Here is a 26,124-nt window from a genome sequence, read left to right on the forward strand (position 1 = left end):
TTACTCCGAAGCGTCGTTGGAAAGGTCCAGGGCGATGTTCGCCGTGAGGTCTTTCGGGCAGTTGTGGGGCTTGAGCTTGATGTACGCCTCAACGGCGGTTTTGCTCTTCCAGACCAGGACGATGTCGCCGTCCTTGGGCGTTTCGATCTCGCCCGGGAATACCTCGCCGGCGAACTTGACCGACTTGGCCATGCGGCGCAGGGGCGCCATCAGCGCATTGGTGTTTACAGCCATGCTGTTGGGGGTGCTGTTCAAGCGGCGATCGGCCACGCGGCGGATCAACAATGGCCGCACCTGGCGCGCTGCCTTGTCGGCAAGGCGTAGGTATTCAATGACCTGGTAGTCGCTACCTGGTGCATCCAGCATGTTGCCGTCGCCCCAGTACACGCCCGGGTAATCGGAATAGGTCTGCGAAACCGAGAAGCGTGCCTTGTCCAATTCCGAGCGGATCGAGGACGGCAACGGCACACCTTCGGAGTCGACAGGTACGGGGCCAAGTCCCAGCAGCGCACCGGTGGCCACACGCATGGGGCTGTCAGCGATGCTGACCGCCGCGTTGGCCAGCCTTCCGCCCAGCACGCCCAGGTCGTTACCGTGCAACTGCGGCACCACCAGGACACGCGGCGCGGATACGCCGGCGGTGATCGCTTTTTGGGCCACCAGGTACTCGGCCCAGCTTTGGAACGGACTCAGCGACAGGCCGGCCGTGGCGGCCATGACAAAGGCGCGGCGGCCGTAGGTGTCATTCATCGACACGGCCGCGTCGTGCATGGCCGACAGTTCAGCACCGGTGGCCACCGGTTTGGTGATCACCACCGCCTCGACGGAAAAGCCCTGCTGCTGGGACATTTCCAGCGCTTTGCTCCAGTCGCCATCCGCCGCGATCGGCGCCGCAAGGCACGCCCAGCGATCACCACCGTTCAAGCGCGCTGCAGTGATCTGAGTTTTCAGGTCGCTGACGGTGACGCCCAGTTGGGCGTCCAGATCGCTGTCGGTGTTGAGGGCGATCAATTTGCCGGTGTTTTTCGGGCCGGGACCGATGAAGAGAAAATAGCGCTCGATCTCAGTCACGGCGCCTTGGCCCAGATTGAGATTGTTAACGCTGACTTTGCCAAGTGCCATGCTGTGCCTCGTTAGCGGGGTGAGTTAAGGATTTGTTGGAACACCTGGTTAATCAGGTCGCGGGTTTCGTTGCCGCTTTCTACGCCGAGGAATTGGCGTTTAGGCAGGGTGATGTCCCAGCTCTGTGCGCCGGTCGTCTCCGTGCGTTCGTCGTTCAAAATGCGGATCAGCAAGCCGGCCTTGGCGTAGTTCACATGCTCTTGAATCCATGCCACTGACGGCCTGGTCAGCGCTCTTTTGCCTTTTTGCCGGATACGGAAACCCAGCCGGCGTAGGCGCTTGGCCTGCTTGTCGGTGCATGCAATACCTGGCGGGACTTTGTTCCAGCGCCGCATCTGCGCAGCGGTACGTCGCTCGCTGACGCCGTTGTGCTGCTGGGCAGCGACCCAACGGGTCAGGGCGTTTTTCCAACCCAATTCAGCTTCATCCGAACTGACGCGGGTCACCTGCAGCAGCTTGGCCAGGCCGGCTTCCATCTTCTTTTTGCCCTTGGCGCTGCCCTTGCGCTCAGCGAAGGGGGTGCCGTCGGTGTTCCGCTGCTCACGTACGCGTTTGCGGCTCATCGTCCGCACACGTGTGGTCACTCTGTTCAGCAACCGCCGGCGCAGTTGGGGCGGTAGCTCAAGCAACGCCAACTGGGCATCGACATCGAGCAAGCCCCGGATATCGAGGTCGAGCGGGTTAGCGGCCATTGCTGCCCACCTCGCCATGCTCGGCAACCCACAAATCGAAAGGGACGAACGCCCAGGTCTTGCCGAACGCCTCTATCTCGCCGCCTGGGTCTTCGGCCAGGTATTGCGGCTCGACGAATTCAAGCGACAGCTCCACGTCGAAGCTGTCCTGGTCGAGCGGATCTACGGTAAACAGCGGCTCCGGCAGCTCGTGGCGATCGCGGTTGGTGTCGTGGGTCTCCAACCAACTGCCCACCAGGGCCATCAGTCGCGCCGGGTGGTCGGTGAAACGCTCCAGGGAGAGCACAGCGCGGTAGCGCATATCGGCCATATGTAGGCCGTCGCGGTCGGGCTTCCAAATCAGTTGAAGGCTGACCTGCTCGGTCCAGCTGTCGAACTGCTCAGGCGCCACCAGGTTGCGGGCCATCAGGTAGGCGGTCAGCGCCTGCAGCTGGATCATTGCAGCGACGCCGTGATGCGGCCACGGCCCTGCAAAGCACGGACGGCCTGTTGGCTGAAAGCCAGGAAAGTTTCGGCGCGCTCGGGCGCGTCCTTGCCGGTGTTTTCGGCGCTCTCGCGACGGGTAACAGTGGCGAACTGGGGCAGCGAATTACCCTTGGCTCGGCTGTAAACAGCGCGTTTGTAGAGCGTGATTTTATGGGAGTAGGCCCATTCGGCCGGGGTGGCCAAGCCTGCCGCTGCCTGCAGGTTCGATACACCTGCCTCCTGCAGCTTGATCTTCACACGGGCCAGGTCGATGTTCACATCGAACATGGCGCTTATCAGTGTGTCGGCCAGCAGCTCCACCAGGTACTCCGCCGGCAGGCGTTGCTCCTTTTGAAACTCAGACAGAGAGAGGTCAGGCCAGAAGCCGTCATTCTCGATCGTCAGTTCCACAAAGGTGGTGGGTTTCCCGGAAAAGCTCATTGCTGGCCGCTCAAATAGGGCGGGAAGCCTGTTTTCAGTGGGACGATCCATAAATGGGCGGCTCACTTCCACAGGTTCCCGCTGGGGGGGGTAGTCGGTTATTCGGAAGCCGCGTTCGCAGCCGCTTGTTTTGCCAGGGCCTTGCGGACCTTATCGATGCGCGTGTCATTGCCGGCTTTCGGATACAGCTCTGTGGAGCGCTCCAAATGCTTGAGCGCGGTTCCCCACTGCTCAGCCTCCATGGCGCGCATGCCGATCAACTTGTGGTACTTGCTGGGGATCTGCTCCGTCAGTTGCCATTGGCCATCTACACGGGGCAGCAGGTCGGACAAATACGGCTCAGGACTGCGGCCGGCGTTGTACTCGGCATAAGCCCACTCGCACACGGCGTCGGCCACAAAGGTCTGGATGTCGCGGCGCTTGAAGCGCTCCGGCATCTGCTGGCCCTGCTCCATCAGGAAGTCGGCCAGCTCCAGGGCGTCTTCGAACTGGACGGTATCGAACAGCCAGACCATGACCTGCACAGCAACGCGGTTGGGGAAGTTCAGGCCCGAATCGCAGTAGCGCTGCACGTATTCCTGATATTTGGGCAGCAGCTCGTCGCGCTTGAGAGCCTGACGTCCTGCCAAGCCATTGATGGCGCTGATTCGCTCCAAGTCCTGGTCCAACGCCGCTTCCTGCAACAGCAAGTGCTTGCGGGCATTCGCGGGGCTACTCAGAGCCTCGGCCGGGGAGTACGGCAGGGATGCAGCAGATGCCGCCGCCACTACCGCTGCACCACCCAGCGCCAAGGTACGGCGCTTATGCGCGAGGGCCAGGCTCACTTCACCAGCTCCACATTTTCAGTCATGGCGAACTTTTCCAGCTGCTCGATCACGTAACCTTCGTTGCGGCTGTTGTAGTCCTCAACACGGGAGCGCTTCGGGTTGTCGATGGTCTGTTTGCGCCAGCTGGAGTCCTGGTAGTAGATCGACAGGTTGTCGAAGCTGGTAACCACCACGCCGTTGACTGGGAAGAAAGGCACGCTGAACGCTGGCAGGCCACCGTAGGTCGCGATCACCTGGGCGTCTTCGATACGCTCTTTCTCGGTCGGCACGTCGCCCTGCTTCGCGTACAGCTTCGCTTTGTCAGCGGCCAACAGGTCGGTGCCGATGATTGCGATCAGGTCGCCGGCATCACGCAGGCGTTCGTCTACCAGTTGCTTGGTGTCGTGCACTAGGGCATCAAGATTGGCGTAGTCGCCGCCGGCACCGAGGGTGACTTTGCCGGCAACCTTGCCTTCCTTGAGTACCTGGGCCGGGATCTGCTCACGCGCCTGTTGCAGCCAGCCCTTGTTCACGTCCTGCAGCATTGGGTACTTGGTGATGTCGGTCTGCTGGGCAGCGTGGGTGCCGTGGAAACCCACCATGATGCGGTCCAGGGCGATCTGCTTTTGAACGGCTGCCGAATAGCGCTGATGGAAGTCCGGGAACTTGGCCCAGGCATCGATCTTGGCGTATGGCATGCCTACATCGGATTCGGTCGACGACAGTTCGTAGGTCGACTGATCCAGCGCGGAGGCGTCTTTGGCTTCACGATCGGTGGTTTTGGTGTTGGTTCGGCCGGTGACTGGACCCGACACGCCAATGAAGACTTTCTGGCCCTTGATCTCGCTGACCGGAATGATGTTGATCCGCTCCAGGAAATCGGCCTTCGCGGTAATCGCGTCGTTCAGTTCCTGGGCAATGGTCGGATCGACGCTAAAGTGCTTGCTGGCCAGCTCCACGCCATAGCTTTCGGCGATGGCCAGTTGCAGTTCGGCGTACATCTTGGCGCCGTAGGCGCTCAGTGAATGGGCCATGTCAGAGTACCCGCTTCTTGTCAGGGGCTACTGGGCCGGTATTGCGCGGAAGGTGGCGACCGGCCGATTTGTTTTGCAGCGCGCTGAATTGCTTCTGCAGATCCGTCAGTGCCGCGAGAACGGCCTTGTTTGAACCACCATTACGGCGGAACTCACGTTCTTCCTCGGCTGTAGTGACGATGTCGTCTACGGCCGCGCTCACATCGTCGATGGGTGCCTGGTCGGGTTCTGGTGCATCTGCGGCGGCGGGTTCAATCACAGCCTGAATGCCGGCAGCGACGACAAGCAGCTGCTCCAGCAGGGCTTTGAGGGCCGTTGCGGTAGCTTCATCCATTGGGGGTTTGCTCTCTGTTTGGGGTGGAGTGGTTTCGGCGGGTAACGCATCAGCGGCGAAACGCTTGAAGAAGCTGGTCAAGGCATGAATCAGCCCCGTTTCGGCGGTGCTGGGGCTGTCGTCCTGCAGGCGGCCGAGTTCGACCGAGGCGGCGTAGTAGGAGGCGCGGTTGTTCTTGTGCGAAAAGTAGAGTTCCTGGGTGCCCACGCTGGCGGGCTGGTCGGTAACGCCCAAACCAGTCAGGTAGGCTTTGCCACTGCCACGGAAGTCGGGGGTGATTTCGATGCTGCTGAACAACTTCTGGCCCTGATCATTCAGGTACAGCAAGCGATCGTTGGGTTTCAGTTGGGCTTCCAGCGCCACTTCGCCCTGCTCCAGGTCTTCGGCTTCTTCAACCAGGCGTACGGCGTAGACGGTGCCGTGGGAACCTGGCCAGCGCTCGTGATCGCACCAGATCACCGCCGTGTAAAAAGACGGCTTGTAGGTTTCAGCGATATCGCGCAGTTCCTGGGGAAGGATCACGCGCCCATCAACGGTGGCTCCGCTGGTGGCGACACGTTTCCAGAACGAAACAAGGGAACGGGGCATGGGTTTGACTGCGCTCAATCACTGAATGAGCCGCCACGATAGGGAGCCGCCAAGCCCCAAACAAACGGTTCACATGCGCGCTTCTCCTATATTCGAGATATAGGTGGATCACGGAATTTAACCACGCGTTCCAAGCGTTTTCGCCGCATAGACTGCGGCCCATGTACTACTCAACCGAAGTTAAAGAAGCCGCCAAACGCCTGTTTCTGCGCCGCTGTAAGGCCAAGGAAATTCAGGCGCAGCTCAACCTGCCGAACATCCGCATCGTGTACTACTGGATACGCCAGGGCGGATGGGAAGACATGTTGTCGGACGAGGAACCGCTGACTGCTGTCGGCCGGCGAATCACCCTGCTCCTGGACAAAGCCAGCAGCCTGACCAAGGACGAACTCAACGAGCTGGACCGGCTGACGACTGTGCGCGAACGCCTGTTAAAGCAAGCGATCAAACCGTCGCCGGCCATTGCCGGAGAATCAGCCGGCGAGCCCCAGGAGCGCCGCCAGGGCGGGCGCAGCGAACGTTCGGGCCGTGGGGAAAGCGGAGGCAAGAAACGCGAGAAGAAAGCCAAGAACGACATCAGCGGGCTAACCGAAGTCGACTTCCTGGATAAGTTCATCAGCAAGATGTACCGCTATCAGCAAGAGTTATTCGCGGCCAAGCAAAACCCGCTGACGTGCCGAATCCGCAACATCCTGAAAAGCCGCCAGGTGGGCCTGACGTACTACTTCGCCGGCGAAGCGTTCATGGATGCGGTGCTGACTGGCGACAACCAGGTGTTCCTGTCCGCCAGTCGCTCGCAGTCGGAGATTTTCCGCAGCTACATCATCCAGTTTGCGAAGCAGTGGTTCGACATCGAGCTGACCGGCAACCCGATCACGCTCAGCAACGGCGCCGAGCTGCGCTTTCTCAGCACCAACAGCAGCACCGCTCAGGGCTACCACGGCCACGTCTATGTCGATGAGTACTTCTGGATACGTGACTTCGAAAAACTCAGCACCGTGGCCAGCGCCATGGGCACCCATAAGAAGTGGCGCAAAACCTACTTCTCGACGCCCAGCGCGGTGTCACACCAGGCGTACCCGTTCTGGTCGGGCGAGGAATTCCGCAACAGCAAACGCGGCAAGAAAGCCGGCGGCGTTTGGCCTACCGAGGCGTCCTACACCCAGGGCGCGCTATGCCCCGACGGTCAATGGCGCAAGACAATCACCCTGGACGACGCCATCGCCGGCGGCTGCGATCTGTTCGACCTGGAACAGCTGCAACTGGAGTACGACGAAGACAAATTCCAGCAGCTGTTCTACTGCAAGTTCATCGACAGCAGCCAGAGCGCGTTCGGCCTCAAGGATCTGGAGCGGTGCTATTCCGACCTGTCATTGTGGGAGGATTACAACCCGGAACTGGATCGACCGTTCGGCAACAGTCCGGTATGGCTTGGCTACGATCCGAGCCGTACCCGCGACGACGCCACCTGTGTGGTGGTCGCCCCGCCACTAGAACCCGGGGCGAAATTCCGCATCCTGGAGAAGCACAGCTGGCGTGGGCATTCGTTCACCTTCCAAGCAGCCCAGGTCAAAAAGCTTACCGAACGATTCAACGTGCAACATATCGGCATCGATATTACCGGTGTGGGCTATGGCGTATTCGACCTGGTGCGCGACTTCTACGCGAAAGCCACGCCGATCCATTACAGCCTGGAGACCAAAAACACATTGGTGCTCAAGGCCCAGGACACGATCCAGGGCAGTCGCATCGAGTGGGACGCCGGCTGGACCGATATCGCCCAGGCATTCCTGACCATCAAGCGCGGCACCACTACCAGCGGCCAGGTGACTTACAGCGCTTCGCGCACCGATGCCACCGGCCACGCCGACATCGCCTGGGCGGTCATGCACGCCCTGGCCAATGAACCCCTCAACACCAACAAGCGGCGCCGTAGCCGCTACGTCACGAGCGGAAACAATGCCCAAGCCACGACACAGAAAGCCCCAAGCCAACCAGCAGGCGCGACAGCAGCAGCCCATGCGAGCGTTCACCTTCGGGGAGCCGGAACAGGTGCTGTCCGGCAACATCGGCGAGTACCTGGGGGTATTTCTCAGCGACGACGGCGAAATCTACAAGCCTCCAGTGTCGCGGGCGGGCCTGGCCAAGTTGTTACGCGCCAACGCGCACCACGGCGCTATTCCCAAGTTCAAACGCAACCTGCTGTTGCGTGAGTTCATTCCGTCCGAAGGCTGCAGCACGCAGACAATGGGCCGGGCGAGTCTGGATTACATGGTGTTTGGCGAGGCGTATTTCTATCGCGATACCAATGCCTTTGGCGAAGTGCTCGAGATGCAGCACCTCCCCGCTATCAACATGCGTGTGAAGGTCGACGGCGGGTTCAGGATGCTGCTGCCAGACAGTAAGTACATGGACTTTCACCAGGACGAAATCGAACACGTCCTGGACTACGACGTGGAACAGAACATCTACGGCGTGCCCGACTACCTGGGCGGCCTGCAAGCGCTGTTGCTCAACGAAGCCGCCACCCTCTTCCGCCGCCGCTACTACAGCAACGGCGCGCATGCGGGTTACATCTTCTACACCAACGACCCAGACCTGACTGAGGAAGACGAAGAGAACCTACGTGCACAAATCAGCGCCAGCAAAGGCGTGGGTAACTTCCGATCGATGTTCGTCAACATCCCTAACGGGAAGGAAAACGCGATTCAGATCATTCCCGTGGGGGACTTTCAGGCCAAGGACGAACTGGAGAAGGTGAAGAACATCACGCGCAATGACGTAATCGCGGCGTGGCGTATGAACCCAGCCCTAGCCGGGATCATCCCGGAAAACAACGGCGGGTTTGGGGATATCGAGAAGATCGACCGCGTTTACACAAGCAACGAGATTCGGCCGATTTGTCAGCTGTTCGATCAACTGAATGCAACGCTTCGAAGCGACAGGAAAATAAACTGGTTAAAGGCAAAAGGCACAGCAGATAACACTTAGATAAAAAGCTAAAGCAGCTATTACCACTGAAAAATATGGCAAAATAATGGCTATTGGCTGCCCTGGGGAGGGACACAATGAGAGTTGTATGCAAATGCGGAAATAAGGGCCGGATTGCTTCTCGAGAAGAGTTATCGCGGGATTTCGCAAAGCTTTATTGCCAGTGCCTCGACGCAACGTGCGGGCACACTTGGGTAGCGAATTTGACGTTTTCGCACACGCTCAGCCCATCCGCTCAATCCTACGAAAAAATGCTGTTTGATCGTTTGAGGGATATGCCTAGGGCGAAACAGAGGGAGCTATTCGACCAACTGGGCGCGGCGTGATCGAGACTAAACCCCCAGCAGCAAACTGGCGGTTCGTAGAGTCTCGATCATTGTTGAGTTATGGGGAAAAAGACGACTCAAGGAATACGCAGACTATGAAAATTTTGATCCATAAAAACCGCTCTATTGGCCTTGCATCAGAACTTAGAAAGCCTAAGTTGCAACTTCATCACCTCCTTTTCGAGCTCCCGGTATTCCCGCTCGACGGCCGGGGGAAGCTGGATCTCATACTGGTCGGCCAAATCACCCTCGTTCAATATTTCAAATCGTCTTTCCATCAATTTGATAAGACGCTTCACGTTGAAACTGTCCCGCAACGGCTTTCGGATGTTATCGATCTGTCTGCCGGTGTATTCACGGCTAGGGTCTTCCAAGAAGAGGATGTTGACCAAAGCCATTTCCGGCGGGCGGGGTGTCAGATCGACGATACGTCCCTCAGGATCCTGCCAGACAGCGTGGAACTCGGCTTCGATGATATGGGTACCCTCCCAAATGGCCCAGCCCGTAAGCTGTTTTCCGCCGTGGCGGGCCACATGCTCTGGGACGATAGTGAGACATTCCAGCAATGGCTTGTTAGCCAGAGGTTCATGCGGGACCAAAATGGGAAGTTGACCTGGAACAACGGCGTTGCAGAACTCTAAAACATGGAGTGACTCAATATTTCCTGGTTGAGGAATCTTCACAACAACATCCTTATCGAGTGAGAGCTGAAAGTCAGAGCTAATAAATTTTGGGAAGCGTAAATAACCACTAAAATTCCAGTTATTCAGGCGTGTTTTTTTACCTCGGCAAGAGCAACCGTAAGATCCTCGACACGCTGCTCAATTTCCCTTATGCGTTTCTTTTCCTCAGCAGCGCTTTGTATATCTCGCTGGTCTGACTCTCCTAAGGATCGATACAGCGCGAGAATTGCCCTTTCTTGAGGGTTGATGGTCACATCATCGATTTTCGAAGTCGACTGGGCGCCACGAAGCATCGGACCTTCCCCGGTCAACAGCCAGTCGATCGAGATGCCCAAATGGGAACCCAAGGCGATTAGTGCCTCAGGGCGAGGCTCACGAATTCCGCCAACCCAGTTTTGCAGGGAGCTGTAAGACAGGCCACAGGCTTTAGCAGCATCTTTAAGTGATAGCTCGCGGGCTTCAATAGCCAGTCTGATCCTATCGTTGATTCCCATTTGGGAGTTTTCCCCTTGACATGATCTCAATCGGGAACATAACCTGCACCCAGTTGAGAACATCTTAACCAAATAGGAACACACGAACCATCCACCGCTGGGACTCCTCAATGGAAAAGCGACAGATTCAAGCTCGATTGATTGAACACGGGAGTAACTTTCGTCAGTTCGCGATGAACCACGGATACGGTACACGGACTGTGACACAGGCCGTCCAACGATGGGCAGGCCATAACTCACTTCCTCAGGGAAGACTTACTTTCTGCATTTTGCGCGACTTATCAAAATTCATTGGGGAGGAAATTCTGCCGGGAATACTCACTGAAAGCATCGAACAACCGGCGAATGACAGCGCGAGCGCACAGTAATGACCAGTGCTCAGGGAGACCAGCAGAAGATGAAAAGTCGAATTCTAAAAACGCGCCGGGAAGTCGTCAGTGCAATCATTCGAACCTTTGAAGGTGGCCGCGAACGCGCCGCTGTTCACATCGGCCTGCCACTCAAAAAGTTTGATAACCACGCTTACGAGAACAACAACTGCCGCCCGCTGACGGACCTGCAGATTTTCAACCTGGAACAAGTCACGGGCACGCAGCACCTGGCCAATTACGTTGCCGCAATGTATGGCGGCATGTTCGTGCCAATCGTCCATCCGGAAAACTTGGACAACGTTGAGATGTATACCCGAGCAGTGCAGACCTCAGCCAAGCGGGGCACAGTGGATCAGATCATTGCCCAGGCGCTTGATGACGGCGTAATCACCGAGGATGAAGCCGAACTGATCCTGAACGCTCATATCTCGCACATGGCCGCACGCACTACCGAAGTCCACGCCGCTATCGACCTGTACTGCGCCAAATCAGGGAAAGGCCAATGAACACTCAATCCAACACCCTGGACTACCAACAATGCGTACAGAACGCTGCACTGGCATTTCTTGAGCGCCATCAAGCCGAACACCTGGGTTACACACGGGTACTACACCGCCGTGCGGTCGATCACTTGATTAACCGCTTCAACGTGTCCGAACCAGTAGCAGACAAACTGACCGCCCTCGCCCACACCGAGCTGGTGGACATCGCACGCCGTAAGCGCCCCGCCAATCCGTAACACCTAACCCGACCAATCGCCGCCCCCACGTGCCGTGGGTTTGGGTGAGCTGCGCCCGAAATTGAGGTTTAACGATGACAAACGCCGTAATTGTCACCACACAACTGCCCCCAGCCGAGGCCGAAGCGTTGCTGGCCAACCTGCGTGAACAGTATCGCTTGAGCCTCAACGAACACTGGTACGACGACCAATTCCGCCTCGTGGCAGCCGGTCTGCGCCACGGCGCGATTCTCGCTCACATTCCGGTTATGGCTGCGCAAAAACGCCTTATGGCAGCCCTGTCCCACAGCCTCAAAGCAGTGAAGTAACCCCATGAAAGAAGATCTTCGTCACGACGTGCTGCAACGCCTGCAGGCCGACTTCGGGCTCAAGCACCGCACGGGCACCGACTACATGCGCGGCGGCACCTGCCCGAGGTGCAAAAAGAAGGAGCTGTATTCACGGTTTGATACGCCATGGATGGTGATTTGTGGTCGCCCTGAAAAGTGTGGCCATACCCTGCACGTCAAAGAGCTTTACGACGACCTTTTCGAAGACTGGAGCAAGCGAGCGCCGGCGACAGACCAGCATCCCAACGCAACAGCACGCGCCTATCTAGAGTTCGCCCGAGGCTTTCGGTTTGAGCTGATCCAGGGTTGGTTCACCCAGGAAACGTTCTATTCCGTTGAACACAACGCCGGCAGTGCCACTGTTCGCTTCGCCCTGGAAAAAGGTGGCTGGTGGGAACGCCTGATTGATCAGCCTCACCGCTTTGGAAAGATGAAAGCCCGCTTCAAGTCCAAGGACAGCTATCGCGGCGTTTGGTGGTGCCCGCCCTGCGTCGACCTGCTTGAAGCCAAGGAAATCTGGATTGTTGAAGGTATCTTCGACGCCATCGCCCTGGTGCACAACGACATCGCCGCCGTGTCGGCCATGTCTTCCAATGCATTCCCCAGTGACTCGCTCGAAGCACTGGTCAAGCTCCGCGAAGGAGGAAAGTTACCCAAGCTGGTTTGGGCTCTTGATAACGAGCCAAGCGCCAACGCCTACACCCGGCGCTGGGTACGCGACGCCCGCGCCCTGGGCTTTGTGTGTGAGTCTGCGCAGATCCCGCAACGCGACGGCCGCAAAGCGGACTGGAACGACCTTCACCAGCGCTGGAGCTTCATTCAGGACGACACTAAACGCGCTGATCAAATCGCCACCGACCTCAAACAAGCCCGACACCTGGGCGCCCTGCTGCTGGCTGAGAGCGCTGCGGAAAAAGCACTGCTCATGTACGACTGGAACAAGCGCGGGGAATTTCACCTGGGCTTTGGGAACCGCCTGTACTGGTTCAAATTGGACATGGAGAAATTCAACCGGGCCATGTCCGACATCGAGGACAGCGAAAACCACGACGACCAACTGCTTAACCAGGCACAACAGCGCGAAAAGGCGCTGCAGCAGTCCGGCAGTGTCGTGGAGATTGCCAACTGCTACCCACAAGCCCTGTATTTCCAGCGTAACGAGGTAACAGACGAGTCCTGGTACTACCTGCGCGTGGACTTCCCGCACGACTCTGAGAGCGTGAAAAACACCTTCACCAGCGGCCAGCTGTCGGCCGCCAGCGAATTTAAAAAGCGCCTGCTCGGCATGGCAGCGGGCGCGATGTTTACCGGCAGCGGCCAGCAGCTCGACAAGCTTATGAAAGACCAGCTGTTCGGCATCAAAACCGTGTCGACCATCGACTACGTAGGCTACAGCAAGGAATACGCTTGCTATGTCTACGGCGATATCGCGATCAAGGACGGCACCACCTATAAGGTCAACAGTGAGGACTATTTCGAGTTTGGCAAGCTGCGCCTAAAAACTCTCCAGAAAGGCGTCCCTATCAAACTGCAGCGCGACGCAAAGGGCTTTGATGAAAAGTGGGTGCAGTTGCTGTGGACTTGCTCCGGCGCCCAAGGCTTTGTCGCCCTGGTGTTCTTCTTCGGTTCGCTGTTCTGCGAGCAGATCCGTGCTCGCTATCAGTCCTTCCCGTTCTTGGAAGCTACCGGTGAAGCCGGCGCCGGCAAAACAACCCTGCTGAACCTCCTATGGAAACTCCTCGGCCGCGAAGGCTATGAAGGCTTCGACCCGATGAAATCGACCAAGGCCGGTCGCTCTCGACTAATGGGCCAGGTATCGGGCATGCCGGTTGTATTCCTGGAAGCCGATCGCCACAGCGATGATCGAGCACACGCTAAAACCTTTGAATGGGACGAGCTGAAAGACTTCTACGGCGGCGGAACCTTGGCGACGAAGGGCGTCAAGACAGCCGGTAACGAGACGTACGAACCGCCGTTCCGGGGAACGATCGCTATCAGCCAAAACGCAGCCGTAGTCGCCCACGAAGCGATCATGACGCGCATTGTAAAACTGCACTTTGTACGCCCGACCGTGACGCTAGAAAGCCGTGCTGCAGCTGACCAGTTGAACGCACTGGATGGCGGCACTCTTAGCCATTTCCTGTTGCGGGCCGTCGGCAAAGAATCCGCGGTGCTTGAGCTGTTCGCTCAGCGTATGCCAGAACACGAAGCCAAGCTGCGCCGCCTGCATACCCATTGCTTCGCCTGTGGTACCGCCTATACCAGCGACGCGGGTATCTGCAGCAGCTGCGGCTATGACTTGCGTGGCTATATCCGCGTCGAGCGCATCAGCAAGAACCACGCGCAACTGCTCTCGCTGCTGGATTGCCTGCGCCTGGTGCTGAAACTGAGTGATCCCCAAGTCGCTGCCACCCAGCGCCAGATTGTGCGGATGGCTATCGAGCGTCAGACCTCAATCAGTTCCGACCATTCAGCCGTGGCAGAGTTTTGGGAGGTCTACGACTACCTCGAATCGTTAAGCGAAGACCCGGTGGTCGACCACAGCAGCGACCCCACCGTGATCGCTATCAATCTCAACGAATTCTGCGAGCGCGCCGCCGAACACAAACAGAAGTTGGCGGACGTGGCCACGTTACGCGATCTACTCAAGGAGTCCCGTTCCCGCAAGTTTCTGGACAGCAACAAGGCGGTGCACAGCGCGGTTCGTGCTGCTTTCAACAACCGAAATCCGTGTTCACAACCCCGGCCGACCACAGTTAAGTGCTGGACATTCAAGGCGTAAAGGAGGGCAAGACCGATGCAAATCCAAGTATTTATGGGCAGTGCCAGCGAAGGCAAAACCAGCAAGCTCCAGTCAGTTCAGGACCGTCTGGACTTTACGGGAGAAAGCGCGCCGATCATCCAGGCTGAGGCTTATGGGGAAGATGGCTTGCTGGAGATTTTGGAGGTCCGCGCAGCCGGTGGTCAGCGCGAAATACTGGTGGACGACTGCAGCCGGCAACAGATTTTGAGGGTGTTGGAATGGCAATCATGTGTCGAGCATGAGCCAAATCTTGATGACCTGGTGATCCACCTGGCTCGCAAGGACTGACCTTAAAAAAATAGTGCCGAGGAGTTGCAGCTCCTCGACACCCAACCGCAACAGAGGGCTATACCATGCAAGCACAGAACCTAAGCAGCAGCGCCGCGAAGGCTACCACACCGGCGCGGCACCTGGTGGCCACCGCGATTATCGGCGCGGCCGTTATCGGCTACTTGGTGCACAAAACCCCTGAATCACGCACCCGCCTTGAAAGCCTGAGCCAGATGGCCAACACCCTGGGCGAACTGAGCGAAACGGATGCGGCAGTTGTCGCTCAACTGCTCGCCAACAACGCATCCCGGGGGGCGGCGCGCCATGCCTAAGCAGCCCCCGTCGACCCGCGTAAGACGTTTCCCCTGGAACATCGACTACACCAGCATGTGCGACCTGTGCGATCGGTGGCGTGCGCAGGGCAACCACGAGCAATGCAGCCGGCAACGCCAACGGCTGAATGCCCATCTACGCAATCACAAGCCTAAGCGTTAAGCCGCGTCCACCAGAAGACGCGCTTCTAAATACTTGGCCCGGAAACGGGCCTTTTTGTTTCCGATCGTCAGACTGTCGCTATACGAGTACAGCGTTAGGGGTTTACATGAGTGGGGTCGAAGCTCGCGGTAATTCCGTGAGAATCTATTTTCAATACGACGGCGAAAAATGCCGCGAATCGTTACCTGGAGGAAACACACCGGCGAACGTTGCCCAGGCCAAGCGCTTGCTCGCCATCATCGAATACGAAATCCAAGCAGGCATCTTTGACTACGCACGCCACTTTCCCAATTCAACCAGGCTGGTAGAAAACACCTTCGGTCATTACCTGGACATCTGGTTGCGGATCAAAGCCAACAGCGTCGCGGCATCGAGTTACCGAGGTTATGCCAACAAGGCCGAAGTACATGTACGGCCGCGCTGGGGCAAAGTGCAGATCAACGCGATCGATCACCTGGACCTGCAGGAGTGGATACAGGGGACGCTGTCCAAAACCCTAAAAAACAAGACCATTCGCGACATTATCAGCAACGTGCGCCAAGTGTTCAGGCTCTACCGTACGCGCATGAAAGTCGCGCACGATCCTACCGAAGGCTTGATGGTGCGCCTGCCCGATCCCGAAGCACCGGACCCGTTCACTCGTGCGGAAATCAAACAGATCCTCGACACACCGACCACTCGTACGCTTGAGTTACTGATGGTGCAGTTCATGATTTGGGCTGGTCCTCGGGTGTCTGAAACCATCGCCCTGGCATGGGAAGACGTCGACCTGGAACAAGGGATGGTGACCTTTCGTCGATCGAAGGTACGCGGCGCCTATCGAGTGACGAAGACCCGGCGCTCGATGCGCAAGGTTCGCCTGTTGACGCCGGCGTGGGAGGCGTTGCGGCAGGTCGATGCACTGACCCGCAAAAGAACAGCCGAAACCGTTGAAATCGTAGAACGGGACAATAAAACCATACGCCGGCACACACTGCATTTTGTGTTCTTGAACACCAAAAGCGGTTTGCCGCACGCTAACGATTTTGTTGTGCGTGACCGTTTTTTCAAAGCCCACTTGCTCACGGCCGGGGTCCGCTATCGTGGTCCTGGGCAGTGCCGGCACACGTACGCCAGTCAGTTGCTCACGACGGGTATTGCCTCAATCGATTGGATCGCTGAACAGATGGGGCACACCAACGGCAACATGATTCGCCAGCACTACGGAACGTGGATCAATGAGGACGGGCCAGATGTGGTCGGGATGTTGCAGCTAGCGTTAAGGCTCTAGCCTTCAGAGTTCAACGCTAAAGCCTTTAAGACCGATGCTGTCCGCAAAACGACCAATGGCAGTCAGGCTGGTCCAAACACGTACTGGCTCACGCCTGGAACGCACAACCATTAAACGCGATGCGGGGCCCCCCAAACGAATTGAGAGGGTCCACATCGCGTTATTACCTTTAACTCGACCGACGATGACGTCCCGTATCGCGTGGTGGCTGACCAAGGCTTTCAGTGTGTCGGATTGGATCGCTCCAGCGCTCACGTTTCTAAGCCTAGAAAACGCACTGCGGGTGCGCCATCGGTGACCAAGCGGGTTACCAATAAATTTTTAGCTCTAACGAACAGCACAGTTAGCTCGCTGGTGAGCGAACAAATTACGTTTGGTAGGCTGGGCCTAACCGGTGATTCCAAAATGCTCATTTTGACTTGCTACTTAGTTCCGCATGCATCATCAATTCTGCCTTGCTGATTAACGCTGTCATCGCTTGGTATCCCCGAGTGGTGATTATCTCGCCGGCCAGCAAGCCTAGTGCAAAGCCATGCGCGACGCTGGCAGTATGCACTAACATCTTTTGATTAGGCGCACGTTCAATTGCCTGCAGCACCTTTTTCCACTCTCGGCGTAGCAATGTCGTAGCCAATTCGACTTGCAGCACCGCGACGTGGTTCGCGTTATCTACCGGTTCGGAGTCATCAAAAGACACGATAATATTTTCCGATTGTGGGAGGAAGAAGCCCAGCGTCGTACCACACAGCCGGGCTAAGGCATACCAGTCTATGGGGGTCTGGTTTCCATAGGCAAATAGAAAAGCCCCCGCACCTAGTCAAAGTGTGGGGGCCTTTTGAACATAAGCGGCGTTATTAGAAATAGAGGTACGCCTAACCGTATTAGCCTATCTCTAGTTTGGCAGGTAGGCGTGCGATGAAACACGTGCCACTTTCAATATTAGATACGACACTCAAACGTCCGTTATGGGCTGCCGCAATCTCGGAGGCGATGTAAAGTCCAAGACCTAAACCCTCTCCCCTAGCTCCAGTTTCAGAGCGCGTGAACGGCTGAAACAGTAGAGGCATCAACGCCTCGTCAATAGGAGGCCCAAGATTCGTCACAGAAATAACGATCTCAGGCCCATCTGAAAAAGCTAGCACTGTGATTGGTGCGGAGATAGAGCCATGAGTAACAGCGTTACCTACAAGATTTGAAAGCAACTGGTTGATACGAAGAGCATCGCAATAGACACCGGAAGGGACGGCCAACGATGTGACTAGTTTGGCGCGGGGATGTGAAGCTCGAATCTCATCAAGTGTCATCTCCAAAGTGCAGTTCAGATCATCTACAAGTGTGCGACGAATCGGTATACCGCCACCCAGTCTTCCCCTACTCATGTCGAGGACATTTTCGATCAGCAGACTCATTTTCACTGAGCTGGAGCGTATAGCAGCGATCAACCTCAAGAGCCCCACATCGTTGGTTTTGCTTTCCAGCAAATCAACACTCATCCTGATGGCACTCAACGGAACCCGCAGATCGTGGCCCAGAACTGCAACGAACTGCTCATGTAGTGTGTTATCGATTCGGGCGTCTGTCAGATTTGCATTTGAATTTTCCAGCAAGCGCTGCGTATCAAGGCTCGCTGCAATCAACTTTGCGAACAAGGTTAAAGTGTGTGTGATCGCAGGGTTATCAAGGTCCGCCGGAATAGAGTCAATAGCGCAAAGCGTCCCAAAAAATTCACCGTCCGAAGTAATAATCGGGATCGAGACGTAGCTCTCCAACCCGTAAATCCTGGGCGTATGGTGCACAGACCAAATTGAATGAGTGCTTGCCCTGCCGAAAATGACAGGTTTTCTGTGCTGTCTGATCTCATGGCAAATCGTGGAATCTAGTACCAGTTCTCCACCAGGCTTTAGGCCGAAGTCGATAGAGTCATCTACGGCGCAAGCTACCCACTTTTTATCTGTGACCCTGGCAACAGCCGCAAATCGCATGCCGGTCAAATTCTTCACCATGCTCAGGATCATGGGAACGGCCTCAATGCGCAGGACAGCTTCAACTGTGGAGGTATGTTCGATATTGGTCATGACGCTGCCTGTAACCAAGGTTAGTAAGTAACAAGCTGGTGAGTTGTGCAGTGACAATGTGAAGCTATTGCCTTCTATTAAACGCCAGCTACATCCGTGGCGGTGGGTGTATTTCGCTCAAAGTGCCTTTTCGCCTATGCCCTGTTCACCGCGGACGACTACTCGTGGCTAAGTCGTCGGCAAATGAATTTCCTCGATAATAATCCTCATTCTTCAGAGACTGTTTATGCACCAAATTGGCGCACCAGTCCCATGGTGGTCCCATGAGGCTATTTTTTGAACGCCAAAAACCACAAACCCCCGACTTTCTCTAGGAAAATCAGGGGCTTGCGTTTTCTCAATTTGGCGGTGAAGGAGAGATTCGAACTCTCGATACAATTTCTTGTATACACACTTTCCAGGCGTGCTCCTTAAGCCACTCGGACACTTCACCGTATCTCGTCAAACCAGTTCAGTCTGTCGAGGCGCGCTAATGTAGTCGAAAGCCTTTCCGATGGCAAAGGTTTTTTTCAGAATTTTCATGCGGTTAGACGGTTATGTCATAACCCGCCTGGTCAGGGACGGTGATTCTGCCATTCTTGGGCATGGATAGCGTGAGCCTGGGACGCTCGGTGCGCCCTGCTCCGGGCCGTCTAAGCTTGGGTGTGGCGTAAAAGCCTGACTGGGTAGTCAGTCACGGCGCTTTACCGGGGCGGGCGTGGTGGGTAACGTTTGCGTATGCATTTCTATCCATAGCTTCTCTATAACAAGTCTTACAAGGAACCGCGTCATGAGTGAGTTGATTGCCTACCACCTCGAAGACGGTATCGCGACCCTGACCTTGAGCAACGGCAAGGTGAATGCCATTTCTCCGGCGGTGGTCAGTGAGTTCAATGCGGCGCTGGATCAGGCCGAGAAAGACCGGGCCGTGGTGGTGATCACCGGGACGCCGGGGATACTGTCGGGGGGTTATGATCTGAAGGTGATGACCGCCGGCCCCAAAGAGGCGATCAGCCTGGTGACGTCGGGCTCGACGTTGGCGCGTCGTCTGTTGTCCCACCCGTTTCCGGTGATCGTCGCTTGCCCTGGGCATGCGGTGGCCAAGGGCGCGTTCCTGTTGTTGTCGGCCGATTATCGGATTGGTGTGGAAGGCCCGTTCAGCATCGGCCTGAATGAAGTGGCGATCGGCATGACCATGCACCACGCCGGTATCGAATTGGCGCGGGATCGCCTGCGTAAGTCGGCGTTCCAGCGTTCAGTGATCAACGCCGAGATGTTCGACCCACAGGGCGCCTTGCATGCCGGCTTCCTGGATAAGGTCGTCGCCCCCGAAGAGTTGCACGCGGCGGCCCTGGAAGCGGCGCGTCAGTTGAAGAAGATCAATATGAACGCCCACAAGCACACAAAGCTGAAAGTGCGCAAAGCACTGCTGGAGGCGTTGGATGACGCAATCATTCAGGATCAGGGGCATGTCCTGAGCTAAGTCCTCACAACTGCAGCATCAGAGCCCGACCTTGAGTCGGGCTTTTTCTTACAGATAAATCAGAATCATCTATAGGCGCTCTAGTCGGGCGATGTCGGCGCATATTGAAACATGTGCTTAAACATCGCCTATCTCCCACGTCTGCAGGGGCAATTGCCGAACCCAGTGCACACCCGTACACTGCGCCACCCTTGTACCGATGGACCGTGTCGATGCTTTTTCTGCTACGTATGCTGTTGATGGGCCTGCACTTTATCGTCGCCGGTGTGCTGGGCGTAGTGTTGGGCCTTTGCCGTCCGTTCAACCCGGACAACAGCCGCCTGTGCGCCCGCCTCTATGCGCTGCCGGCCATGTGGCTCTTGGGGCTGAACGTGAAAGCGCAGGTCGACTCGCTGCGCAACAAGCCCGGCACCTGCGTGATCATCGCCAACCACCAGTCCAACTATGACCTGTTTGTGTTCGGCACCGTGGTGCCTCACCGCACGGTGTGCATCGCCAAGAAGAGCCTGAAATGGGTGCCGCTGTTCGGCCAGTTGTTCTGGCTGGCAGGCAATGTGCTGATCGACCGAGGCAATGCCTACAAGGCACGCCGGGCAATGCTTACCACCACCCATACGTTGCAACATGAGAACACCTCGATCTGGGTGTTCCCGGAGGGCACACGCAACCTGGGCAAAGGCCTGTTGCCGTTCAAGAAAGGCGCATTCCATATGGCGATTGCGGCCGGAGTGCCGATCGTGCAGGTGTGCGTCAGCAACTACATCACCCATATGCAGCTCAATCGCTGGAACAGTGGGGATGTGCTCATACGGTCGTTGCCGCCGATTCCTACGGTTGGGCTGACTTCGGATGACATCCCCCGGTTGATGCAAAGTTGCCAGGTGCAGATGGATGAATGCATCGCGCAGATGGATCGTGAGTTGCGGGCTGCTTGAACACCGCCCGGGGGTGCTTCGCCCCCTAGCGCGAGCAAGCTCGCTCGCCACAAAAAGCTTGTCGCAATGACGGCTACGACGGAACGTCATTCAGGCTAAGCTGCCCAACATCTGTCATCCCAATAAGAAGCGATCAGCACCATGGGTAGAGTTGTTGCGGCTGCCGTCTACAGCGCCGGCAAGAAAGTCACCGATATCACCCTCGACGAAGGCGCCGCCTGGGCCGCCAAACCTGACCACTTTGTATGGATCGGCCTGGAAGCACCCAACGCTCAAGAGCTGGCCAACCTGCAACGCCAGTTCAACCTGCATGAACTGGCCATCGAAGATGCCCTGGAAAAGCACAGCCGCCCGAAGCTGGAAACCTTCGGCGATGCACTGTTTATCGTCACCTACTCACCGGTGCGCGAGAACGGCAAGCTGGTGTTTATCGAAACCCACATCTTCGCCGGCAATGGCTACATCATCACTGCACGCAATGGCCACTCGGCATCCTACGGGCTTGTGCGCCAGCGCTGTGAGGCGCGGCCACTGTTGCTGGAGCATGGGGAAGATTTCGTACTCTATGCGCTGCTGGATTTCGTCACCGAGAATTACCAACCGGTGAGCGAGGCGATCCATGCCGAGATCGATGAACTGGAACGCAACGTATTGTGCAGCTCGCTGAATGAGCGTGATATCCAGAACTTGCACGGCTTGCGCCGCGATGTGCTGCGGCTCAAGCGCTACGTCGCGCCGATGGTGGAGATCAGCCAGGAGCTGCAGAAGCTGAGCTTCCCGTTCATCGACAAGAACATGCGCCCGTATTTCCGCGATGTGCAGATCCATGTGACACGGCAAATGGAAGACCTCACCACCCTGCGCGATATCGCCAGCCAGACCATCGAGATCGGTGTATTGCTGGAGGCTTCACGTCAAAGCGTGGTGCAGCGCAAGTTCGCCGCATGGGCGGCGATCCTCGCCTTCCCCACAGCGGTGGCGGGGATCTACGGGATGAACTTCCAGAATATGCCCGAGCTGCAATGGCACTACGGCTATTTTGCAGTGCTCGGGTTTATCGCGGTGGGCTGTACCGGTTTGTGGGCCAGCTTCAAGCGTTCGGGCTGGCTTTAACGCTTGGCCTCGGATTTGTGGGCCACGAAACGCATCATCCATTCCGCCACGGTGACGCCGTGGTGGTCGCGCTCCAGGCTGGCGACGCCATGGTTGTAGACCTTCTCGCCCAAGGTCGTCTGAAGAATCTCCAACAGCTCGCGGGAATAGTCATGGACAAATTCCGGATGGCCTTGGAAGCACAGCACCTGATCGCCAATGTGGTACGCCGCAAACGGGCAAAACGCGCTGGAAGCAATCACCGTGGCGTTTTTCGGCAGCGTGGTGACCTGGTCCTGATGGCTGATCAATAAAGTCAGTTCTTCCACTTCAGGGCTCATCCACGGCGCCTTGGCATCGAGCTTGTAATCGTGGATGCCCATGCCCCAACCCTGGCCCGCGCGCTCGGTCTTGCCGCCCAGCAGCAGTGCCAGCAATTGGTGGCCGAAGCAGATCCCCAGCAGTTTGTCGCCGCGCTCGTAACGCTCGAGCAGATAAGTCTTGAGAGTCTGGATCCAAGGGTCGGTGCCAAAGGAATCGGCCTTGCTGCCAGTGACCAGGTAGGCATCAAACACTTCATCTTCCGGCGGGTATTCGCCCTGCACAACGTTGTAGACAACGAATTCGGCGGCAATCGGCTGCTTGGAGAACAGGCGCTTGAACATCTGCCCGTACCCTTGGTATTGATCGATCAAGCCTGGACGCAGGATATCGGTTTCCAGGATACAGACGCGTAGCGACATAAAAAATACCTGACACGGTGATGGGAATAATGCACACCCCAGAGCCTGCCTTGAAACACCCTCCAAGGCAAGCCCTTGTGGGAGGGGGCTTGCTCCCGATAGCGGTGGCACAGTTACTGACTCGTCAGCTGATACATCGCCATCGGGAGCAAGTCACCTCCCACATTCAGATCACCGAAATATTTCGCCTTGTGCAGCCTTTTCCAGCAACAACGCCGGAGGAGAGAACCTTTCCCCATATTGCTCCGCCAGGTAGCGCGCCCGGGCGATGAAGTCGTTCAACCCGTACTGGTTGATAAACTGCAACGCACCGCCACTCCACGCGGCAAAGCCAATGCCGAAGATCGAGCCCACATTGGCATCCGCCGTGGACATCAACACCCCCTCCTCCACACACCGCACGGTTTCGATGGCCTGGATAAACAGCAGGCGGTCACGTACATCCTGTGGCGAAATCTGTTTACCCGGCTGTTCGAAACGGGCTTTCAGCTCCGGCCACAGGTGTTTCTGCCCGCCTGCCGGATAGTCATAGAACCCACCACCCGCTGCCTTGCCGGCGCGTTTGTACTCATTCACCAGCAGGTCGATCACCCGCGTTGCCGGATGCGTCGGCATCTCCTTACCTTCGGCCTGCAGATCCTTGGCCGTTTGCTGTCGGATATGGCTCATCAAGCTGAGCGATACCTCATCGGACACCGCCAACGGCCCCACCGGCATGCCGGCCTTGCGCGCTTCGGTCTCGATCATCGGTGCGGCCACGCCTTCACCGAGCATAGCGATGCCTTCATTGGTGAAGGTGCCGAACACCCGCGAGGTGAAGAAGCCACGACTGTCGTTGACCACAATCGGGGTTTTCTTGATCTGCAGCACGAAATCAAAACCTCGGGCCAGGGTTTCGTCGCTGGTGTGCGTGCCCTTGATGATTTCCACCAATGGCATTTTGTCCACCGGGCTGAAGAAATGCAGGCCCAGGAACTTGCCTGGATCGGGCACGGCGTTGGCCAGGCCGCTGATGGGCAAGGTGGAGGTATTGGAGGCGATCACCGCGTCGGCGCCGACGACGCTTTGGGCGGCGGCCGAAACCTGGGCCTTGAGCTCGCGGTTTTCAAATACGGCCTCGATGATCAGGTCAGAACCGGCCAGATCGGCATCAGAGGCCGTAGGATGAATGCGCGCCAGGGTGGTATCGCGCTGCTCGGCGGTCAATTGCCCACGCCCCACCTTCTTGTCCAATAGCGCGGCTGAGTGCGCCTTGCCTTTCTCGGCGGCGGCGAGGTTGATGTCCTTGAGCACCACGTCGATGCCCGCACTGGCACTGACATAAGCGATCCCCGCGCCCATCATCCCGGCACCCAGCACGCCGACTTTGCGTGTCACGTAAGGGGCAAAGCCTTGGGGGCGCGAGCCGCCGGCGTTGATTTCGTTGAGCTGGAACCAGAAGGTGCCGATCATGTTCTTCGCCACCTGGCCGGTGACCAGTTCGGTGAAGTAACGGGTTTCGATCAGGTGGGCCGTGTCGAAATCCACCTGCGCGCCTTCCACGGCGGCGCAAAGGATCTTTTCCGGAGCCGGAAAGCAGCCGTTGGTTTTGCTGCGCAACATCGACGGTGCAATCGCCAGCATCTGTGCAACCTTGGGGTTCGACGGCGTACCGCCGGGGATTTGATACGCCTTGTTGTCCCAAGGCTGCCTGGCCTCGGGGTTGGCGAGAATCCAGGCGCGAGACTTGGCCAACAGTTCATCACGGCTCAAGGCCAGCTCATTGATCAAGCCGGCTTGCAGCGCCTGTTGCGGCCGCAGTTTTTTACCTTCCAACAAATACGGCAGGGCCTTTTCCAGCCCCAGCAGGCGCACCATGCGCACGACCCCACCACCGCCCGGCAACAGGCCCAGGGTGACTTCCGGCAAGCCGAGCTGGGTGGATTTATCGTCCAGTGCGACGCGGTAATGACAGGCCAGGCAAATCTCCCAGCCACCGCCCAGGGCCGCGCCATTGATCGCGGCCACGACCGGTTTGCCGAGGGTTTCCAGGCGGCGCAACTGGGCCTTGAGCACGCGCACACCGTCGTAGAAATCCTTGGCGTGGTGCTTGTCGACCTGGATCAGCTCATTGAGGTCGCCACCGGCAAAAAACGTCTTCTTGGCCGAGGTGATGATCACACCGGCAAGGCTGTCCTTTTCCGCTTCCAGGCGCGTGACGGTGGCCGCCATGGCCTCGCGGTACGCGGCGTTCATGGTGTTGGCACTCTGGCCGGGCATGTCGAGGGTCAGTACCACAATCTGGTCCTGGCCTTTTTCGTAACGAATAGCGTCGCTCATGACGGGTTCCTTCGGCTCAGAGACGTTCGATGATGGTCGCGATGCCCATGCCACCGCCGACACACAGGGTGGCCAGGCCGTAGCGCTGGCGGCGTACTTCCAGCTCGTCGAGCAAGGTGCCGAGGATCGCGCAGCCCGTGGCGCCCAACGGATGGCCCATGGCGATGGAGCCGCCGTTGACGTTGACCCGAGCGGGGTCGATGCGCATGTCCTTGATGAACTTGAGCACCACGGAGGCGAAAGCTTCGTTAACCTCGAACAGGTCAATGTCTTCTACGCGCAGCCCGGCCTTGGCCAGGGCCTTGCGTGTGGCCGGGGCCGGGCCGGTAAGCATGATGGTCGGGTCGGTGCTGGTGACGGCGGTGGCGACGATACGGGCCCGAGGTTGCAGCCCCAGTTCGCGGCCTTTGGCCTCGGAGCCGATCAACATCAAGGCGGCCCCATCGACGATACCCGAGCTGTTGCCCGGCGTGTGCACATGGTGGATGCGCTCCACATGGCTGTAGACCCGCAGCGCAGTGGCATCGAAGCCCATTTGCCCGATCATTTCGAAGCTGGGTTTGAGTTTGCCCAGGCCATCTAAGGTGGAGTCGCCGCGGATGAACTCGTCATGGTCCAGCAGCACGATGCCATTCTGGTCCTGCACTGAAATCAACGATTTGCTGAAGGAACCGTCTGCACGCGCCCTCGCCGCTTTCTGCTGGGACTGCAGGGCGAAGGTATCGACGTCCTCGCGACTGAAGCCTTCCAGGGTTGCGATCAAATCTGCACCGATGCCCTGGGGCGTGAAATGACTGTGCATATTGGTTTGCGGATCGAGTACCCAGGCTCCCCCATCGCTGCCCATCGGCACCCGCGACATGGACTCGACGCCGCCGACCACCACCAGGTCTTCGAAGCCTGAGCGCACTTTCATCGCGCCCAGGTTCACCGCTTCCAGGCCCGAGGCGCAGAAGCGGTTGATCTGTACGCCGGCCACGCTGATGTCCCAGTCCGCCACCAGCGCGGCAGTCTTGGCGATGTCGGCGCCCTGGTCGCCCACCGGGGTGACGCAGCCGAGGACGATATCATCCACCTGGTGCGTATCAAGATCGGCGCGTTGCGCCAGCGCCGTAAGCAAGCCGGCCACCAGGTTTACCGGCTTGATGCTGTGCAGGGCACCCTCGGCTTTGCCTTTGCCTCGGGGCGTGCGTATCGCATCAAAGATCAAAGCTTGTTGGGTCATGACGTCCTCGAACCGCTGTG

General features: G+C 57.7%; 28 protein-coding genes and 1 tRNA gene. 14 read left to right on the plus strand and 15 right to left on the minus strand.

What is annotated here, in order from left to right:
• From C9383_RS07255 to C9383_RS07285, 7 genes are all read right to left on the minus strand, one after another.
• A complete protein-coding gene (locus C9383_RS07255; RefSeq protein ID WP_090369204.1) occupies positions 1-1,122 on the minus strand; it encodes a DUF2586 domain-containing protein in 1,122 nt (373 codons plus the stop codon).
• 11 nt (positions 1,123-1,133) lie between these two features.
• Positions 1,134-1,814 (minus strand): phage virion morphogenesis protein, encoded by a 681-nt coding sequence (locus C9383_RS07260; protein WP_090369202.1) that lies wholly within the window; start codon positions 1,812-1,814, stop codon positions 1,134-1,136.
• Complete coding sequence (locus tag C9383_RS07265; RefSeq protein WP_090369200.1) at positions 1,804-2,253, minus strand: phage tail protein; 450 nt, start codon at positions 2,251-2,253, stop codon at positions 1,804-1,806. The genes C9383_RS07260 and C9383_RS07265 overlap by 11 nt, the downstream gene beginning before the upstream one ends.
• Positions 2,250-2,720, minus strand: coding sequence for a head completion/stabilization protein (locus C9383_RS07270; protein ID WP_090369197.1), 471 nt, complete (start codon positions 2,718-2,720; stop codon positions 2,250-2,252). The genes C9383_RS07265 and C9383_RS07270 overlap by 4 nt, the downstream gene beginning before the upstream one ends.
• A gap of 98 nt (positions 2,721-2,818) precedes the next feature.
• Positions 2,819-3,544: a phage terminase small subunit gene (gpM, locus tag C9383_RS07275; RefSeq protein WP_090369195.1), complete on the minus strand. Its 726-nt coding sequence runs from the start codon at positions 3,542-3,544 to the stop codon at positions 2,819-2,821.
• A complete protein-coding gene (locus tag C9383_RS07280; protein WP_090369193.1) occupies positions 3,541-4,560 on the minus strand; it encodes a phage major capsid protein, P2 family in 1,020 nt (339 codons plus the stop codon). The genes gpM and C9383_RS07280 overlap by 4 nt, the downstream gene beginning before the upstream one ends.
• Before the next feature lies 1 nt (position 4,561).
• Positions 4,562-5,482, minus strand: coding sequence for a GPO family capsid scaffolding protein (locus C9383_RS07285; RefSeq protein WP_090369191.1), 921 nt, complete (start codon positions 5,480-5,482; stop codon positions 4,562-4,564).
• A 161-nt stretch (positions 5,483-5,643) separates the two neighbouring features.
• On the opposite strand from C9383_RS07285, the gene C9383_RS07290 reads away from it, so the two are divergent.
• The 3 genes from C9383_RS07290 (at position 5,644) to C9383_RS07300 (ending at position 8,799) form a co-directional block, all read left to right on the plus strand.
• Positions 5,644-7,695 (plus strand): terminase large subunit domain-containing protein, encoded by a 2,052-nt coding sequence (locus C9383_RS07290; RefSeq protein WP_090369189.1) that lies wholly within the window; start codon positions 5,644-5,646, stop codon positions 7,693-7,695.
• A complete protein-coding gene (locus C9383_RS07295) occupies positions 7,607-8,473 on the plus strand; it encodes a phage portal protein (RefSeq protein WP_162843551.1) in 867 nt (288 codons plus the stop codon). Before C9383_RS07290 ends, C9383_RS07295 begins: the two co-directional genes overlap by 89 nt.
• 77 nt (positions 8,474-8,550) lie before the next feature.
• Positions 8,551-8,799 (plus strand): ogr/Delta-like zinc finger family protein, encoded by a 249-nt coding sequence (locus C9383_RS07300; protein WP_090369185.1) that lies wholly within the window; start codon positions 8,551-8,553, stop codon positions 8,797-8,799.
• Positions 8,800-8,936: 137 nt separating this feature from the next.
• Here the strand turns inward: C9383_RS07300 and C9383_RS27995 are convergent, their stop codons facing one another.
• Both C9383_RS27995 and C9383_RS07310 read right to left on the minus strand, forming a co-directional pair.
• Positions 8,937-9,482 (minus strand): zinc chelation protein SecC, encoded by a 546-nt coding sequence (locus C9383_RS27995; RefSeq protein ID WP_143038195.1) that lies wholly within the window; start codon positions 9,480-9,482, stop codon positions 8,937-8,939.
• Positions 9,483-9,565: 83 nt separating this feature from the next.
• A complete protein-coding gene (locus C9383_RS07310) occupies positions 9,566-9,976 on the minus strand; it encodes a helix-turn-helix domain-containing protein (RefSeq protein ID WP_090369181.1) in 411 nt (136 codons plus the stop codon).
• 397 nt (positions 9,977-10,373) lie between these two features.
• Between C9383_RS07310 and C9383_RS07320 the strand changes: the two genes are divergently transcribed.
• The 8 genes from C9383_RS07320 (at position 10,374) to C9383_RS07350 (ending at position 16,253) form a co-directional block, all read left to right on the plus strand.
• The gene (locus C9383_RS07320; RefSeq protein WP_282958447.1) at positions 10,374-10,853 is read left to right on the plus strand and encodes a YmfL family putative regulatory protein; all 480 of its coding nucleotides are present in this window, start codon (positions 10,374-10,376) and stop codon (positions 10,851-10,853) included.
• On the plus strand, positions 10,850-11,086 hold the full coding sequence (locus tag C9383_RS07325; protein WP_090369175.1) for a hypothetical protein: 237 nt from the start codon (positions 10,850-10,852) through the stop codon (positions 11,084-11,086). The genes C9383_RS07320 and C9383_RS07325 overlap by 4 nt, the downstream gene beginning before the upstream one ends.
• A gap of 74 nt (positions 11,087-11,160) precedes the next feature.
• On the plus strand, positions 11,161-11,394 hold the full coding sequence (locus C9383_RS07330) for a hypothetical protein (protein WP_038451200.1): 234 nt from the start codon (positions 11,161-11,163) through the stop codon (positions 11,392-11,394).
• 4 nt (positions 11,395-11,398) lie between these two features.
• Positions 11,399-14,197: a toprim domain-containing protein gene (locus C9383_RS07335; protein WP_090369173.1), complete on the plus strand. Its 2,799-nt coding sequence runs from the start codon at positions 11,399-11,401 to the stop codon at positions 14,195-14,197.
• A 15-nt stretch (positions 14,198-14,212) separates the two neighbouring features.
• The gene (locus C9383_RS07340; RefSeq protein WP_090369171.1) at positions 14,213-14,506 is read left to right on the plus strand and encodes a hypothetical protein; all 294 of its coding nucleotides are present in this window, start codon (positions 14,213-14,215) and stop codon (positions 14,504-14,506) included.
• Positions 14,507-14,571: 65 nt separating this feature from the next.
• A complete protein-coding gene (locus C9383_RS07345) occupies positions 14,572-14,820 on the plus strand; it encodes a hypothetical protein (protein ID WP_090369169.1) in 249 nt (82 codons plus the stop codon).
• Positions 14,813-14,983, plus strand: coding sequence for a hypothetical protein (locus C9383_RS28125; protein ID WP_162843521.1), 171 nt, complete (start codon positions 14,813-14,815; stop codon positions 14,981-14,983). The genes C9383_RS07345 and C9383_RS28125 overlap by 8 nt, the downstream gene beginning before the upstream one ends.
• A gap of 106 nt (positions 14,984-15,089) precedes the next feature.
• A complete protein-coding gene (locus C9383_RS07350) occupies positions 15,090-16,253 on the plus strand; it encodes an Arm DNA-binding domain-containing protein (protein WP_090369167.1) in 1,164 nt (387 codons plus the stop codon).
• A gap of 409 nt (positions 16,254-16,662) precedes the next feature.
• Here the strand turns inward: C9383_RS07350 and C9383_RS07360 are convergent, their stop codons facing one another.
• The 3 genes from C9383_RS07360 to C9383_RS07370 all read right to left on the minus strand — a co-directional run bounded on the left by C9383_RS07360 (position 16,663) and on the right by C9383_RS07370 (position 18,761).
• Positions 16,663-16,950, minus strand: a complete 288-nt coding sequence (locus tag C9383_RS07360) for a hypothetical protein (RefSeq protein ID WP_090369164.1) — start codon at positions 16,948-16,950, stop codon at positions 16,663-16,665.
• A gap of 184 nt (positions 16,951-17,134) precedes the next feature.
• The gene (locus C9383_RS07365) at positions 17,135-18,328 is read right to left on the minus strand and encodes a GAF domain-containing sensor histidine kinase (RefSeq protein WP_159438931.1); all 1,194 of its coding nucleotides are present in this window, start codon (positions 18,326-18,328) and stop codon (positions 17,135-17,137) included.
• Between the two features lie 343 nt (positions 18,329-18,671).
• Positions 18,672-18,761, minus strand: a tRNA-Ser gene (locus C9383_RS07370).
• Positions 18,762-19,097: 336 nt separating this feature from the next.
• Between C9383_RS07370 and C9383_RS07375 the strand changes: the two genes are divergently transcribed.
• The 3 genes from C9383_RS07375 (at position 19,098) to C9383_RS07385 (ending at position 21,838) form a co-directional block, all read left to right on the plus strand.
• The gene (locus C9383_RS07375; RefSeq protein ID WP_090369162.1) at positions 19,098-19,790 is read left to right on the plus strand and encodes a crotonase/enoyl-CoA hydratase family protein; all 693 of its coding nucleotides are present in this window, start codon (positions 19,098-19,100) and stop codon (positions 19,788-19,790) included.
• A 212-nt stretch (positions 19,791-20,002) separates the two neighbouring features.
• Positions 20,003-20,725 (plus strand): 1-acylglycerol-3-phosphate O-acyltransferase, encoded by a 723-nt coding sequence (locus C9383_RS07380; RefSeq protein ID WP_090369161.1) that lies wholly within the window; start codon positions 20,003-20,005, stop codon positions 20,723-20,725.
• 141 nt (positions 20,726-20,866) lie between these two features.
• Positions 20,867-21,838 carry a magnesium and cobalt transport protein CorA gene (locus tag C9383_RS07385; RefSeq protein WP_060756258.1) on the plus strand — a complete coding sequence of 324 codons (972 nt, stop codon included), beginning with the start codon at positions 20,867-20,869 and terminating at the stop codon, positions 21,836-21,838.
• Here the strand turns inward: C9383_RS07385 and C9383_RS07390 are convergent.
• The 3 genes from C9383_RS07390 to C9383_RS07400 form a co-directional block, all read right to left on the minus strand.
• Positions 21,835-22,560 carry an amidotransferase gene (locus C9383_RS07390; protein WP_090369159.1) on the minus strand — a complete coding sequence of 242 codons (726 nt, stop codon included), beginning with the start codon at positions 22,558-22,560 and terminating at the stop codon, positions 21,835-21,837. The two genes, C9383_RS07385 and C9383_RS07390, sit on opposite strands and share 4 nt — an antisense overlap.
• A gap of 171 nt (positions 22,561-22,731) precedes the next feature.
• Positions 22,732-24,879: a 3-hydroxyacyl-CoA dehydrogenase NAD-binding domain-containing protein gene (locus C9383_RS07395; protein ID WP_090369157.1), complete on the minus strand. Its 2,148-nt coding sequence runs from the start codon at positions 24,877-24,879 to the stop codon at positions 22,732-22,734.
• Positions 24,880-24,895: 16 nt separating this feature from the next.
• Entirely contained in the window at positions 24,896-26,104 is a 1,209-nt protein-coding gene (locus tag C9383_RS07400; protein WP_090369155.1) for an acetyl-CoA C-acetyltransferase, read from the minus strand.
• Positions 26,105-26,124: the final 20 nt, after the last annotated feature.

It is taken from the genome of Pseudomonas palleroniana, from assembly GCF_003031675.1.
GTDB lineage: Bacteria > Pseudomonadota > Gammaproteobacteria > Pseudomonadales > Pseudomonadaceae > Aquipseudomonas > Aquipseudomonas palleroniana.

What these genes read in the sequence shown, in the direction of transcription:
- C9383_RS07255 (WP_090369204.1), bottom strand. Translation starts at nt 1,122, where the DNA reads ATGGCACTTGGCAAAGTCAGCGTTAACAATCTCAATCTGGGCCAAGGC.
- C9383_RS07260 (WP_090369202.1), bottom strand. Translation starts at nt 1,814, where the DNA reads ATGGCCGCTAACCCGCTCGACCTCGATATCCGGGGCTTGCTCGATGTC.
- C9383_RS07265 (WP_090369200.1), bottom strand. Translation starts at nt 2,253, where the DNA reads ATGATCCAGCTGCAGGCGCTGACCGCCTACCTGATGGCCCGCAACCTG.
- C9383_RS07270 (WP_090369197.1), bottom strand. Translation starts at nt 2,720, where the DNA reads ATGAGCTTTTCCGGGAAACCCACCACCTTTGTGGAACTGACGATCGAG.
- C9383_RS07280 (WP_090369193.1), bottom strand. Translation starts at nt 4,560, where the DNA reads ATGGCCCATTCACTGAGCGCCTACGGCGCCAAGATGTACGCCGAACTG.
- C9383_RS07285 (WP_090369191.1), bottom strand. Translation starts at nt 5,482, where the DNA reads ATGCCCCGTTCCCTTGTTTCGTTCTGGAAACGTGTCGCCACCAGCGGA.
- C9383_RS07290 (WP_090369189.1), top strand. Translation starts at nt 5,644, where the DNA reads ATGTACTACTCAACCGAAGTTAAAGAAGCCGCCAAACGCCTGTTTCTG.
- C9383_RS07300 (WP_090369185.1), top strand. Translation starts at nt 8,551, where the DNA reads ATGAGAGTTGTATGCAAATGCGGAAATAAGGGCCGGATTGCTTCTCGA.
- C9383_RS07310 (WP_090369181.1), bottom strand. Translation starts at nt 9,976, where the DNA reads ATGGGAATCAACGATAGGATCAGACTGGCTATTGAAGCCCGCGAGCTA.
- C9383_RS07320 (WP_282958447.1), top strand. Translation starts at nt 10,374, where the DNA reads ATGAAAAGTCGAATTCTAAAAACGCGCCGGGAAGTCGTCAGTGCAATC.
- C9383_RS07325 (WP_090369175.1), top strand. Translation starts at nt 10,850, where the DNA reads ATGAACACTCAATCCAACACCCTGGACTACCAACAATGCGTACAGAAC.
- C9383_RS07330 (WP_038451200.1), top strand. Translation starts at nt 11,161, where the DNA reads ATGACAAACGCCGTAATTGTCACCACACAACTGCCCCCAGCCGAGGCC.
- C9383_RS07335 (WP_090369173.1), top strand. Translation starts at nt 11,399, where the DNA reads ATGAAAGAAGATCTTCGTCACGACGTGCTGCAACGCCTGCAGGCCGAC.
- C9383_RS07340 (WP_090369171.1), top strand. Translation starts at nt 14,213, where the DNA reads ATGCAAATCCAAGTATTTATGGGCAGTGCCAGCGAAGGCAAAACCAGC.
- C9383_RS07345 (WP_090369169.1), top strand. Translation starts at nt 14,572, where the DNA reads ATGCAAGCACAGAACCTAAGCAGCAGCGCCGCGAAGGCTACCACACCG.
- C9383_RS28125 (WP_162843521.1), top strand. Translation starts at nt 14,813, where the DNA reads ATGCCTAAGCAGCCCCCGTCGACCCGCGTAAGACGTTTCCCCTGGAAC.
- C9383_RS07350 (WP_090369167.1), top strand. Translation starts at nt 15,090, where the DNA reads ATGAGTGGGGTCGAAGCTCGCGGTAATTCCGTGAGAATCTATTTTCAA.
- C9383_RS07365 (WP_159438931.1), bottom strand. Translation starts at nt 18,328, where the DNA reads ATGACCAATATCGAACATACCTCCACAGTTGAAGCTGTCCTGCGCATT.
- C9383_RS07375 (WP_090369162.1), top strand. Translation starts at nt 19,098, where the DNA reads ATGAGTGAGTTGATTGCCTACCACCTCGAAGACGGTATCGCGACCCTG.
- C9383_RS07380 (WP_090369161.1), top strand. Translation starts at nt 20,003, where the DNA reads ATGCTTTTTCTGCTACGTATGCTGTTGATGGGCCTGCACTTTATCGTC.
- C9383_RS07385 (WP_060756258.1), top strand. Translation starts at nt 20,867, where the DNA reads ATGGGTAGAGTTGTTGCGGCTGCCGTCTACAGCGCCGGCAAGAAAGTC.
- C9383_RS07390 (WP_090369159.1), bottom strand. Translation starts at nt 22,560, where the DNA reads ATGTCGCTACGCGTCTGTATCCTGGAAACCGATATCCTGCGTCCAGGC.
- C9383_RS07395 (WP_090369157.1), bottom strand. Translation starts at nt 24,879, where the DNA reads ATGAGCGACGCTATTCGTTACGAAAAAGGCCAGGACCAGATTGTGGTA.
- C9383_RS07400 (WP_090369155.1), bottom strand. Translation starts at nt 26,104, where the DNA reads ATGACCCAACAAGCTTTGATCTTTGATGCGATACGCACGCCCCGAGGC.